Origin of the sequence: Desulfovibrio cuneatus DSM 11391 (genome assembly GCF_000430005.1) — a bacterium.
GTDB classification, from domain to species: Bacteria; Desulfobacterota; Desulfovibrionia; order Desulfovibrionales; family Desulfovibrionaceae; genus Frigididesulfovibrio; species Frigididesulfovibrio cuneatus.
Map to the genome: position 1 here is coordinate 1 of NZ_AUCY01000010.1, position 13,519 is coordinate 13,519.

10 protein-coding genes are annotated in these 13,519 nt (G+C 51.6%); 4 read left to right on the top strand and 6 right to left on the bottom strand.

The genetic code is table 11. The annotated features are described in order from the left end of the window. Positions 1-459: 459 nt before the first annotated feature. Entirely contained in the window at positions 460-1,881 is a 1,422-nt protein-coding gene (locus G497_RS0100895) for a DegQ family serine endoprotease (protein WP_027186734.1), read from the bottom strand. Positions 1,882-2,187: 306 nt separating this feature from the next. Here G497_RS0100895 and G497_RS0100900 point away from each other — a divergent pair, with 306 nt between their 5' ends. Then, positions 2,188-3,600 carry an ArnT family glycosyltransferase gene (locus G497_RS0100900; protein WP_027186735.1) on the top strand — a complete coding sequence of 471 codons (1,413 nt, stop codon included), beginning with the start codon at positions 2,188-2,190 and terminating at the stop codon, positions 3,598-3,600. A gap of 171 nt (positions 3,601-3,771) precedes the next feature. Here the strand turns inward: G497_RS0100900 and G497_RS0100905 are convergent, their stop codons facing one another. Beyond that, positions 3,772-4,743: a glycosyltransferase family 2 protein gene (locus G497_RS0100905; protein ID WP_027186736.1), complete on the bottom strand. Its 972-nt coding sequence runs from the start codon at positions 4,741-4,743 to the stop codon at positions 3,772-3,774. An 11-nt stretch (positions 4,744-4,754) separates the two neighbouring features. Then, a complete protein-coding gene (locus G497_RS0100910; RefSeq protein WP_027186737.1) occupies positions 4,755-5,939 on the bottom strand; it encodes a putative hexosyltransferase in 1,185 nt (394 codons plus the stop codon). 746 nt (positions 5,940-6,685) lie between these two features. On the opposite strand from G497_RS0100910, the gene G497_RS0100915 reads away from it, so the two are divergent. Together G497_RS0100915 and G497_RS16040 are read left to right on the top strand one after the other, a co-directional pair. Next, a complete protein-coding gene (locus G497_RS0100915) occupies positions 6,686-7,417 on the top strand; it encodes a glycosyltransferase family 2 protein (protein ID WP_027186738.1) in 732 nt (243 codons plus the stop codon). A gap of 96 nt (positions 7,418-7,513) precedes the next feature. After that, positions 7,514-8,188 carry a TVP38/TMEM64 family protein gene (locus G497_RS16040; protein ID WP_051257694.1) on the top strand — a complete coding sequence of 225 codons (675 nt, stop codon included), beginning with the start codon at positions 7,514-7,516 and terminating at the stop codon, positions 8,186-8,188. Positions 8,189-8,535: 347 nt separating this feature from the next. Here G497_RS16040 and secF read toward each other — a convergent pair whose 3' ends face one another. The 3 genes from secF to yajC all read right to left on the bottom strand — a co-directional run bounded on the left by secF (position 8,536) and on the right by yajC (position 12,253). Further along, positions 8,536-9,642, bottom strand: a complete 1,107-nt coding sequence (gene secF, locus G497_RS0100925; protein WP_027186739.1) for a protein translocase subunit SecF — start codon at positions 9,640-9,642, stop codon at positions 8,536-8,538. A gap of 295 nt (positions 9,643-9,937) precedes the next feature. Next, the gene (secD, locus tag G497_RS0100930; protein WP_027186740.1) at positions 9,938-11,524 is read right to left on the bottom strand and encodes a protein translocase subunit SecD; all 1,587 of its coding nucleotides are present in this window, start codon (positions 11,522-11,524) and stop codon (positions 9,938-9,940) included. A 348-nt stretch (positions 11,525-11,872) separates the two neighbouring features. Beyond that, positions 11,873-12,253 carry a preprotein translocase subunit YajC gene (gene yajC, locus G497_RS0100940; RefSeq protein WP_027186742.1) on the bottom strand — a complete coding sequence of 127 codons (381 nt, stop codon included), beginning with the start codon at positions 12,251-12,253 and terminating at the stop codon, positions 11,873-11,875. A gap of 653 nt (positions 12,254-12,906) precedes the next feature. Here yajC and rdgC point away from each other — a divergent pair. Then, positions 12,907-13,515, top strand: a complete 609-nt coding sequence (gene rdgC, locus G497_RS0100950; protein WP_027186744.1) for a recombination-associated protein RdgC — start codon at positions 12,907-12,909, stop codon at positions 13,513-13,515. Positions 13,516-13,519: the final 4 nt, after the last annotated feature.

Below are 13,519 nucleotides of genomic sequence, written 5' to 3' on the forward strand. Positions count from 1 at the left end.
CTTCTCCGCTCGGGCTGCGTAGAAATGTACGGGCAGCAAAGCTACCCGTACCCTCCGCCCTCCCTCCACGGCTCGCTACGCTCGCGACTGCCGTCGGCTTTAGGGAAGGGTCATACATACGGCGGGCGCAGCCACCTTAGCCTCCGCGCAGCGTGTTGGCTTGCCGCAAGGCAAGGCAACACCAACCGGATGTGCCGTTCGGGCATGGCGTTGGTGAAAAGATACAATTTTTTGCGCAGGCAAGGCGCGGGGCGATTTTGCAAGGGGCTGTATATAAATACTGCCCCGCTGGAAAATTGCCCCGCAACGCAGCATGCGTGAAAAAGGGTAGTTTTACCAACGTACCATGCCCGACCTCATCAACAGCGCTACAAGTGCATCAAAAAGCTCCACCAAAAAAGAAAAAGTGGGCAAAGGCCAAAGCCTTTGCCCACAGTCTTTATGATTCAGAAGAGCAAGTTACTTTTTCTTCCCAAGGTCCACAGCCGCAAAGAACAACCGCCCTTCACGGGCAATGTGCAACAGCACAGCACCATTGCTTTTCTCAGCCGCCGCCACAAGGGCGTCAAACTCTGCCACGGTGGCAACAGAGGTGCGGTTTACTGAAACCACCACGTCACCAGGACGCATACCCAAGGTGGCACCTACACTGTCTTGTGCCACATCTGTCACCACAAGGCCCTTGGCACCAACCACCTTCAGTTTGGCAGCCTCGCCTTCTTCCAGGGGGCGCACCATCAGGCCAAGGCCTGTGCCGCTCCCATTTTCATTGCCTACAACGCCAGTACCTTTGCGCTCTTTCACCTGTACTGTTTTTTCCAGTTTTTTCCCGTCACGCCATACCGTAAATACGGCTTCTTTGCCGGGGGCAAGCAGGGCCACTTTGCGCAGCAGGTGTTCATTATCATCAATGGGTTGCCCGTTGAGGGCAAGCACCACGTCACCAGACTTGATACCAGCCTTGTCCGCAGGGTCGCCTGCCATCACGTCACCCACAAGGGCACCTTTGGAATCTGGCAGGCCAAGGGCCTTGGCTGTGGCTGCGTTTACCTTCTGAATGGTTACACCAATCCAGCCACGGCTCACGCGCTTGTTATCTTTCAGGTCACCAATAATCTTTTGGGCCATGCTGGAAGGAATGGCAAAGCCAATGCCTTGCGCCTGGCGGGCAATAGCGGTGTTCACGCCAATCACTTCGCCATTCATGTTTAGCAAGGGGCCGCCACTGTTACCAGGGTTAATGGAAGCATCCGTTTGCAAAAAGTCGTCATAGCTGCCGGAGTGAATGTTCCGGCTTTTTGCGGAAAGAATACCCGCAGTGACGGTTCGGTCCAAACCCAAAGGGTTGCCAATGGCCAGCAACCATTCACCCACTTCCAGGGCGTCGGAATCGCCAAATTTAAGGAAGGGCAAATTCTCTGCTGTAATTTTCAGCAGGGCCAGATCGGTTTCCGGGTCTGTTCCCACCACCTCGGCCTTAAAGCCCTCTTCATCTTTCTGGCGTTCTTTATCACTAAAGGTAACGCGAATGACGTCTGCCCCTTCCACCACGTGGTTATTGGTCACAATGTAGCCGTCGGCTGAAATAACAAAACCGGAACCAAGGGAAGCGCGTTTCTGGCTGCGCTCGGGCTGGCCACCAAAGTTGTCAAAAAATTCTTCAAACCCAGGCTGGTTCCGGAACATATCAAAGCCGGGGGGCAACATGGGTCGCTGGCGCATTTTTTCGGTGCGCTCGGTGTTAATGTTCACCACGGCTGGTCCTGCGGCTTTAACAAGGTCGCGAAAGTCCGCCATGGGGGCTGCAACAGCACTGCTGGCAGCAAAAACCACACACAAGGCAAGCAAAGTGCTTACCCGTGAAAATAACCGCTTATGCATAAGTACACTCCTGTTTACATGCAAAAGGTATGCACACAACATACCCAATGGAAAAACAATAAATCGTATTTCAGGTTTGTAAAGAGGAGGTACTAACTTGACACACAGAATGGGCATGTGTAGCATTTTATACATTGCATTGGTCATTCTCATATGATTGCCAGGTAAGTGTCGGGCTATCTTTTTATTCTCTGCCAAGCATTGCCTTGCACAGAAGGCGCACTGCACAAGCAAGGCCATTTTTAAATACACCAGACAATGTTACAATAACTTTGCGTGGTTGAGTTGTGTTTACCGGGAGCGTTTGTGATTAAGCAGAAATTATATTCTTTATATTCCTCGCCCTACCTGTGGGGTGCACTTATTGCAGGAACACTCTTGTTCAATGTCTTTTTTTTACTCGGCACAAAACCAATTAGTAGCTGGGATGAAGCAAGGCACGGCGTAAGCGCTTACGAAATGCTGCAAAGCGGCAACTTTGTGGTGAATACCTATATGGGGGACTTTGACTACTGGAATTTGAAGCCGCCGTTTGCTTTTTACCCCATGCTTGCAGGCTTTTCCCTGTTTGGCTTTACCCCCTTTGGCTTACGTTTTTTTTCTGCAGTAAGCACCATCGTACTTTTCGGCATCCTCTTTATGTTTAGCAATAAAATTGGAGGACTGAGAACGGCAAGACTGGCCTGCGCAACCTTATTAAGCGTTGAACAGTTTTTTTTAAAGCATAATGCAAGAACAGGTGATGCAGACGCTTTTTTCGGGCTTTTGTATTTTGCCTCTGTTGTGGTGCTGCTGTACCATTGGCGCAAACCCGTGGCCAGTTATGTGGCTGCCTTCCTGGCAGGAATGGCCTTTCTTACCAAAAGTTTCCATATAATTCCCCTTATACCCACCATCGTCATCATCTTCTTTCTGCAATGGGGATGTTCCAAGCAGTCCGTAATGCTCTTCCTGCGGGCCTGCCTTGTGGGCGCACTACCTGTGGTTGTGTGGGGCCTGCTGCGCTACCAGTATGACGGCTTCTTGTTTTTTATTACCATGATTAAGGTGGATGTTTTGAACCGCTCACTTACGGCAGTGGAGGGGCACGGGCAACCACCGCTCTATTATGTGGCGCAAGTGCTTAAGGCATTTTGGCCCTGGCTTGCGGCAACAGGGCTGGCATACCTTGCCCTGCTCTTTCTGCATAAAAAAAGCGATGTGATTGCATGCTGGAAAAGCACCATAACCGACAAAGAAAAATTGCTTATTTGCCTGGTCGTTGCCGCCATAATGCCCATTTTCTTTTTCAGCCTTTCCCAGTCCAAGTTGCGCTGGTACTCATACCCTGCCTTCCCCTTTTTCGCCCTTGGCATTGGCTACGCCTTGCATTGCGCACTTACCTGCCTGAAGGATCATGCCCGCGTCTGTTTTGCCCTGCTTACTCTGGTGGTGACGTTTGGTGTGGTGCAAGAAGGCGTTTTACTTGCTCACCTTATGCAGGCTGTAAACAAGCGGGTGCCATCACAAGATTTTATGGAACAACTCGGCACGAATAAAGAGATGCAAGGCGCGGTGCTTTTTCTGCAACAGGGTGAATGGGAGCAACGTGACGTTCTTTCATCCTATTTTTATGGCCCGTTTACATTGGCCCCGGGGGGGGAAGCGGCGTTTGCAGCAAGCAACAACCCCAAGAAATTCCTTGTGCCCAATGAGCCTACAACAGACCGGGAACGGTAAATATACCGCTAGGGTTACCTCCCTGTGGGCATCCCCCCCATTCCTGATGCATAACACCCAAGCACGTAAAAGCGCTCAGAACAGAAACAGCCACAGCACCACCCCAAAACGGGTTTACGTGCTGTGGCTGTTCTGGCAAAAACAAACGTCTATAGGCGCAAAGAACTGGCGCTACGGCAATGTTTTTTCAAGGCTACAGTTTATGCATTGTTCCACAATATACAGTGGCCTGGCTTTCACTTCCTCATAAATTTTGCCAATATATTCGCCAATAATACCAAGAGAAAGCAGAATAATGCCCCCAAGGAAGGCTTGCAGGCACATAAGGGAAGTCCAGCCTTGCACAGCGTGCCCAAGAAGCAGGCTTCCAAACGCCCAAAGGGCTGCAAAAAAACCGCCCATGGCACTTACAACGCCAAGCACGCTCACCATACGCATAGGCATGACGGAAAAAGAAGTTATGCCGCGCCATGCAAAAGCCAGCATTTTACTCAACGGATATTTGGTTTCTCCATACTGGCGAGCATTGCGTGAATACGACACTGCCACCTGCTTAAACCCACTCCAGGCAAACAGGCCCCGCAGAAAAAGCTGGCGTTCCGGCATGGCATTTACAGCGTCTACACAGCGGCGGGAAACCAGCCGGAAGTCGCCAGTGTCGGCGGGCATATCAATGGCAATGCTCCAGCGCATAATGCGGTAGAACAGCCAGGCAGAAGCAAGCTTGAAGGGCGTTTCCCCTTCGCGCTGGGTTCGCTTACCATAGGCAATATCATAGCCTTCCTTGTAGCGCTGTACCATTTCCAGCACAACATCCAGCGGGTCTTGCAGGTCTGCGTCCATAATAACCACAGCGTCGCCCTTGGCATAGCGCAAACCGGCTGCCACAGCAGCCTGGTGACCAAAATTACGGCTGAAGGACACCACCTTTATGCGTTGGTCTGCCTTGGCCCACTGCTGTAGGTAAGCCAGCGAGTTGTCGGCGGAACCATCATTCACAAGGACAATCTCAACAGCCGTTTCCCCCAGCGCAGGCAACCATGCTTCCAGCGCTGCCCTAAGGTGGGGCAGGGTATCTTCTTCATTGTATACAGGAAAGATGAAGCTGAGCAATGAAAGCTGATTTATAGTGGTGTCATTCATGGCTGTGCTCCTTAACATTGTTCTGTTTTTGGCGTGGTTGTTGCCGTAAGGCTATGGTACAAATCTGCCCCTAATACGGCCACAGCTACACCAATGGCAGCAGCCCCAACCTGAAGCGGAATAACACTGACTTCGAATAAAAATGGCATATAGGAAGTGAGAGAAGCGAGTACAACCAGGGCAGGCACATAAAAGCGCTTTGGCTCATAAAACGCATAAATAAGGGTTAGTATATCAGCAATAAAGAAATAGCGTTCGTGCATTCTGGGCAGGAAAAAAGGCACCGCAGTGGCAAAAAATGCCATGGAAAGCAGCACATGCTTTACGGAAGGCCGCATTTTAAAAAAGGCGAAACACCCCGTAAATACAAAGGTAAGGCCTGCCCACTGGGCACCTTTTTTAAGAGGTTGGCTTACATCATGAATAAACGACCACAGTGTGGGGGCACTCATAGTGAGGTGCTTGAATGTTTTGGACTGTGCCAGCAGTGCTTTTAAAAACAAGGAGCTGACAGGTGCCCCGGCAAAAAGCACTATGGGAAGGTAAAACAGCATGTAACAAATAACTGGCAGAAAAAGGGTCCATAGTGGAATGGGCCCCACCAAGGCAAAAGCCATAAACACGGGCAACACAAAAATGCCTTGCAGCTTAAAGCACAGGGCAACAGAATAGGCCAGCATAGCCCGCACATAAGAGGCTTTGAGCATGTAATACAGGGCCACAACAATAAACAGGGTAAGCAGTGAATCGCACTGGCCCCAGGCTGCGCCGTTAAGCAGCACCGTTGGCAGGCAAAGTGTTACGGCATAGGCCATTTGGCCCCGCATTTTGTTGCCAGTGGCTGTATACACTGTGCGGCCTGTAAAGGCAGCCAGCAAAAAGTCTGAAATGCAGGAAATTATTTTAATGGCATACAGGGGCGCAACATGCAGCTTGGTAAAGAAGTACATGAGGTACAGGTAAGGCATGGTATAGTCGGAAAAGCGGCTTTGAAACACCGCAAACCCTTCATTGGAAATTTTGGTATACCAAGGCAAAAGGCAGTTGAGGTAGTCGCCTGATTCAAAACTCACCAATTTTTGCCGCACAACAATGGCAGCTACGCTCACAATAAGAAGAAACAAAATATCTGCATATTTATAAATATGTTCACGAAAGCGCTGTTCAAATGCATTGTAATGCGATGCCAAACTCATGCAATCTCCTGTTTCCATTCAGGCTGTGGTTTATTTGAATACTGCGCCCATAAAGGGCATTTTTCGTGCAGTATTACACGTAAAAGGTGTATACAATCATACCCTTGTGGTAAGCCATGCGGCATTTACTGTTATTGCATCATGGGTTTATATGCCTCAGGCACCAAGGCAAGGCGTAATATACTCATTTAGGCCATATTCGCCTAGTCTTTTTTGCAGGATATTTACGCAAGTCACACAACCCCGAAAAATGCCAACTCCATTGCCGCCCTGTGAAATAGCATGTGCTCCCCTTGCTGCAACACCCCTTCTTCACATGCCCTGGACAATGCATGCAGCACTCACAGAATGTACCTGCCGCTACGTTGCCTCCGTGCCTCTTTGTATCAATACCTGCCATGTAACAAGGTAAAACTGCCGCACGCCAAAGGGCAACTGGCCCTTGCCAATAGCACACCACATGTCCGCTATAGACCATTCTCAAGCAGCGTTTATGTGCCCAGTGCCCTTGTGAACCACTTCCCTATGCGCTATAAACACGAACAGCCAAACGCCAGCAAGTGCGCCGCTCAACGGCACAAACCATGAGCCCCAAAGAAGCAGGGTTGCCATTCCCGGTTACTGCCATGCATAAATTACGAGTAAAGACCATGGGGGATGCTCTTCCCCAAAAGCCTTAAACACCTCACGCCAGTGTTCATTCGGAACGACTTTTCCTCCAACAGCAAAACGCAATGTACTCCGCCATGAAACAAACGTTTTCCGCACCCACTGTGACGCTGATTGTTCCCGTTTACAACGAACAGGAAAACCTGCCCCTGCTCACCCAGGAAATTGAAACAGCCATGCAAACCCAGCCCCGCTTCTGGCAGGTGCTTTATGTGGACGATGGCAGCACAGACAACAGCCTGGAAACCATCAAGCAATTGGCGGCAGAAAACCCACACGTGCGCTACCTTGCCTTTGCCGCTAACTGTGGGCAGTCTGCCGCATTTGCCGCAGGCTTCAAGGAAGCTGAAGGCGCCGTGCTGATTACCCTGGATGCAGACCTGCAAAACGACCCTGCGGACATTCCCGCCATGCTTGACTGCTATGACAAAGGGTATGACATGGTCATTGGCTGGCGCAAAAACCGGCAGGATACCGTGCAAAAAAAACTGGCCTCACGCTTTGCCAACGCCGTGCGCAACCGCCTTTCCCGCGAAACAGTGCGCGACACGGGCTGCTCTTTAAAAGTGCTGCGGGCCAGCATGGCCAGGGAGCTTCCCATGTTCACAGGCATGCACCGCTTTTTACCCACCCTTATGAAGCTGCGCGGTGCCACTGTGGCTGAACTGCCAGTAAACCACCGCCAGCGCAAGCACGGCGTTTCCAAATATGGCATTTGGGACAGGGCCTTCAGCGCCCTGTACGACCTGTTTGCTGTGCGTTGGATGCAAAGCCGCTCCTTCCGCTATTCCATTCGGGACAAAAAATAGGCATATACTTTTTGTTGTACTATAACATACTATTCTTCCCTGCTGCCCAGCCACGCACACTGGCCTGGGCGGCAAACCATTTCCTCAGGGCTTCCCATGCATAAGAATATTGTTGTATTTGTGGTTCTTATTACCATTGCCGTGCTGGCCCGGCTACTTGACCTGGATGAAATGCTGGAAGCCACCTGGCTGCATACCCACATTGTCACCCAAGGGGCAAAAGGCATAGCCCTGTTTGTGGGGCTTACTGCCGTATTTTCTGCCCTGGGCATACCCCGCCAACTGCTGGCCTTTGCCGGGGGCTTTGCCTTTGGCATTGGCTACGGCCTTGGCTGGGCACTTCTTGGCCTTACCCTTGGGTGCACCCTTGGCTTTTACACCGCCCGCCTTGTGGGCCAAGGCAACCTGCCCCATAAAGTCCATGCAGCCTTAAAGCGCATTGAACCCTTTTTGCAATATAAGCCATTCCTCATGGCCTTGTGCATTCGCCTCATGCCCATTGGCAACAATGCCCTTACCAGCATGGCCGCAGGCGTCAGCCACGTGCCTGCCGCAAGCTTTATTGCCGGTTCCGCAGTGGGCTATTTACCGCAAACTATTATTTTTGTCCTGCTGGGCAGCGGCATTCAACTGGAATCCACCTGGCAAACAGGTCTTTCCATCGTTCTATTTCTCATTTCTTCAGCCCTGGGCACGTGGCTTTACCGCCGCTACAGAAGGCATGCTGCCATGCACAGAGCGCCCCTGACAACCGCTTCGGCAGAACAATAACGCCCTCTTTTCAACAGAGCCCATCTCACAACGCACTAAACAACAAAAGCGGCATGAACACATGCCGCTTTTGTTGTTTAGCCCTGGAATTAATTGCCTGAGGAACACTTGAATAAACCATTCCGTTACTACTGAAGAATTGCCTTTAGGAAACGCTCAGTTTTTCGTTTGGCAAGGCACAAGCTTTTTTTGCTATGCCGGGCCATCTTTTCTCCCCAATTTCCCTAAAGCCGACGGCAGTCGAGAGCGTAGCGAGCCGTAGAGCGACAAGACGAGGCGTAGGCGGCCCCGCCCACCGGAGCATGTACCCCGTTTCAGGAGCGGAAGAAGGTCAAAATCAGCGTTTCCTACACTTGTCCGGCAACCCTGCCATCTGTATCGCGCGGGCGTTCGTCAACACCAATGTGGGCGTGGCTCACTACGTCGTCACCCATGGCAAGCAAAATAGGGCTTGCCACAAACATGGAAGACGCTGTTCCCACCAGCACACCAATAAACATGACCAAAGAGAAGTCGAAAATAATCCCCCCACCAAACAGCAGCAACGCAGAAATAACCATAAGCGTCGTGCCGGAAGTGAGAATGGTTCGGGAAAGGGTTTGGTTAATACTCTGGTTAATAACCACGGAAAGGGGCTGATCTTCATTGTTACGCAAATTTTCCCGTATGCGGTCGTACACAATAATTGTGTCGTTCAGGGAATAGCCCACAATAGTCAAAAGAGCGGCAATAATGGTCAGGTCAAACTCTTTGCCAAGCATGGCAAAAACACCCACGGTTATGAGCACGTCGTGCACAATGGAAACTACCGCCCCCAAAGCAAACACCAGCTTCAGCCGCCAGCATAGCACCACAGTACAGCCAAGGGCCAAAAACACCAAAAGCACCTTGTTTACACCAAAAGCACCCAGGGCAAACATGCCGCCGCCTAGCACTGCCGCCATAATGGTGGCGCTCATCCAGCGGTATTCAAACCGCCCGGAAATATAAATGGCCGTAATTAGCGTGGCATAAAACATGGCTTCCAGGGCTTTGGAACGTAAATCAGCCCCCACCTTGGGGCCAACCATTTCCACCCGCTGAATTTCAAATTCTTTGCCCGCCATATGCTGGCGCAACGCACCGGCAATACTTTCTGTTACCCCGCTGGAGCTTTCTTCCCCCACGGAAATACGTAACAAATACGTGCGTGAATCATCGCCAAAGCGCTGTATTACAAGCCCTGGCAGCCCTGCCCCGTTAAGGGAGGTTTTCAGCACTTCATCGGAAACAGGTTCAGCAAATCGCACTTGGGCAGTCGCCCCACCGGCAAAGTCAATGCCGTACTTGGGGCCACCCGTAAGTACCATGGTGAGTATGCCCGCGGCAATAATAAGCACGGAAAGTACGTAGGCTATTTTCCGCTTGCCCACAAAATCAATATTCAAGTCGTTTTTTATTAAATAAAGACCCATTGTTTTCTCCTTGCATGGCAACTTTTTGCGCTACATTCCCAAAAGAAGGCAGCATTGCCAAACGCTATGAACCACTGATTCAACAGCTTTTGGGAAACGCTCAGTTTTTCGTTTGGCAAGGCACGAGCTTTTTTTGAAGCAGGAGTGACAATTCCGCAGGAAAGCGGAATTGGGAACCGCCCGCAGGTCGGGAGCCGAAGGCCGAGGCCCAGGAGGGGCCGAGTCAACTCTTCTGTCCTCGACTGTTTCAAAAAAAGTGAAGCAACGCAGCCAAACGGAATAAATCAGCGTTTCCTTAAATGCTTAGCTTACGCCCCGGCTTACGCATCCAAATCGTGAAAATGACCCTGGAAACAAAAATGGCCGTGAACATGGAAGCGATTATACCAAGGGTAAGGGTAACAGCAAAACCCCGAATGGGCCCTGTGCCAAACTGGTACAGAATAACGGCCGCAATGATGGTGGTGAGGTTGGAGTCAACAATGGCAAGAGTTGCCCGGGAAAAACCCGCTTCAATGGCTTCCAGCGGGCTCATGCGGCGCATTTCTTCACGTATGCGTTCAAAAACAAGCACGTTGGCATCCACCGCCATACCAATGGTCAGCACAATGCCCGCAATACCCGGCAAGGTAAGCGTTGCCCCAAACAAAGCCATGCCTGCAAGAATAAGCAGCACGTCAAAAAGGAGCATAAAATTGGCAATAACGCCGGAAAAGCCGTAGTAGACCATCATGAACAGCATAACAATGGCACCGCCCACCAGGGCAGCAGTTACGCCCTGGGTAATGGACTCCTGCCCAAGGGAAGGCCCAACACTGCGTTCTTCAAGCACTTTTACCGGTGCAGGCAAAGAACCTGCACGCAGCACCAGGGCAAGGTCGGTGGCTTCTTCCAGAGTAAAGTTACCTGTTATGCTGGCATTGTCGGTAAGTTTTGCCTGAATAACCGGGGCCGAATGCACTTTGCCGTCCAGCACAATAGCAAGGTTGCGCTGCAAGTTGGCTTCTGTCAGGCGGCCAAACAGCTCACTGCCGCGCCTGTCAAAAGAAATGGCCACTTCATAGTCGCCATACTGGGCACTGCCCACCACAGCATTTTCAATGTGGTCGCCTGTAAGCGACACTTCTTTTTCCACCGTAATAAAGCGGGGGGCACCCTTTGCTTCATCCCCGCGGCTACCCACATAGGGCAACTGCTCTGTGGGGCCTTTGGTTGTGGCAGGGTCCACCACAAGCCGAAATTCCAGGTGGGCAGTTTTGCCTATAATACCAATGGCTCGGTTGGAATCATCCATTCCGGGCAACTGCACTACAATGCGGCCATCCTGCTGCTTGCGCACGTCTGGCTCGGCAACGCCAAACTGGTCAATACGGTTACGAATGGTGGAAAGAGCCTGGTCCAGGGTGGAATCTGTAAAGCGCTGGCGCTCCAGTTCTGTCAGGGCAAGGCTGTAGCGCAGCCGCCCATTGGCCAGGGTTTTGGGAACTTCAAAGGCCAGGGAATGAAATTTCTGCTTCAGGAGCTCTTCAAATTCCTCCTGCTTGCCAGGCACAGTGAGCACAAATTCCAGACGCTCACCTGCCAGTTGCGGCGCAGTAATAAGCAAGCCCTTACGGCTGGCTTCTGCCAAAAGTTCTTGCCCCACCTGGGAAAGGTTGGCTTCAATGGCTTTTTCCATGTCCACGCCAAGAGTCAGGTGAATGCCTCCCAAAAGGTCCAGCCCCAGGTTCACGCGGGTGTTTGGCAAAAATCTTGCCAGCCCCTGGGGCTGCTCTCCCTCTTTAAGGCGGGGAACAGACAACATGTCTGGCAGCATAACATACGCACTGGCACACAACACCAGCAGCACAATGGCTACGCGCCATAAAATACCTTGTTTCATGAATGCTCCTGCACTGAAAAACATACACCGCAGCGCCTTCCAACCCTTTGCCCAATGCCCGTTATAAGGAGCACTGCAAGCAGCACAGGGGGAACACGTGCGGAGAAACGGGGGGATAAGCCCTGCATGCAAGGGTGGCAACCCCACAGGCCATGCCGCATTGCGGCGGCGTGCCCGGTGGGCCTACCACAAACACCGGAACCTTCCCGGAAAAAAGTGGACCGAACAAACAAAAAAAAGCTGCCCGCGCTCTTTTCCCGGCAATTCCCCCCAAGGCCCACCACATGTGTGGTTATGCCCATGGGGGGAAAGCGCCCTGCGAACAGAGAAAAAAACGCCGGATGCAGATTATTTTTTGTTTTCAGCCGAATCCTTGCCAGCTTCTTTCCCTTTGCCTTTTGCAGGTGCAGCAGGCGGGGTGGCAAAGCCGGAAACAAAAGAACGGCCCACGGTAATTTTGGTTTCGCCAAGGTCAAGCACCAGCTTGTCGTCTTGCACTTCCACAACCGTACCAAAAATACCGCCAGCGGTAATAACCTTGTCGCCACGCTTTAATTGGGAAAGCAGTTGCTTGTGTTCTTTAGCGCGTTTTTGCTGTGGCCGGATAAGCAGGAAGTAAAACACAGCAAACATTAAAATAAGGGGAATAAAACTGGCCAGAGCCCCTTCTCCACCCTGGGCAGCCTGCCCACTTGTACCCATGGCATATGCAGCAGTAGTCCAGAACATGAATCCTCCAAAAAAAGTTCATGGGCGCACCATGCGCCCGCGTAATATCCTTATTACTATAGCCACTAGGAAGCAAACTGGCAATGGTTTTCTCTACTACCTCGCGCACAAGGCCGAAGGAACAACCACCCTGCCCCCCGGCCCAGGCCACAGGCTAGCGCCGCCGGGGTATTTGCAGTTTTCCGTAAAATGGCCTATACAGGCAACACAGCGGTATACCTGCCGTTCTTATAGAACCTAAGGAAACGCTGATTTATTGCGTTTGGCAGCTTTTTTCCACTCGGGCTTCGTGGATATGTGCAAGGTGGCAAAGCCACTCGCACCCTCCGCCCTCATTCCACGGCTCGCTAGGCTCGCGACTGCCGTCGGCTTTAAGGTTTTTTGAAACAGTCGAGGATGGAAGAGTTGACTCGGCCCCTCCTGGGCCTCGGCCTTCGGCTCCCGACCTGCGGGCGGTTCCCAATTCCGCTTTCCTGCGGAATTGTCACTCCTGCCGCAAAAAAAGCTCGAGCACAGGGCCTGTGTCCCCGACCTTGCCAAGCGAAATAACGGCGCGTTTCCAAAATGCTCGTTAATGAGTGCTTCCCTAAACGCCAAGAGCCCCGCACCTGCCCCTGTGCGTTTTCTTATTACAGTGCAACCAGAAGGCCACCATGTCATTTTTAAACAGCAGCACAAGCTTTACCCGCTTTCGCATTACCGACCCCGTTCCCCCAAGCCTGTGGCCAGAACTGCCAGACAAGCTCCGGCAATTCGCCTTTCAGGACATTGATGAAATTCCCGAACAGCGTTCTTACGGCTGGGTAAGCTTTGAAGATATGCTGGACACGACCTTTGGCCTTGCCCCCGTTGAAAAGGGTGAGTACGTTACCTTTTCCATGCGGCTGGACACCCGGCGCGTGCCCCCGGCAGTAACCAAAAAACACCTGGCCCTGGCCCTGAAAAAAGAAGAAGCCCTGATGCGTGAAATGGGGAAAAAATTTGTTTCCCGCGAGCGCAAAAAAGAGTTGAAAGAACAGGTGGAACTGAAGCTGCGCATGCGCTTTCTGCCTATTCCTGCTGAATTTCAGGTTATTTGGAACACTGGCACCAACATGCTGTACTTTGCCTCTACCCAGCAGAAAATGATTGATATGTTTCAGGAACTTTTCATTCGTTCCTTTAATTTGCATATGGAACCCATTACCCCCTATGACCTCGCCCTTACCATTCTTGGCGACGCGGCGAAGCTTGACACCCTTGAACCCACCCAATTTGCGTAACCCC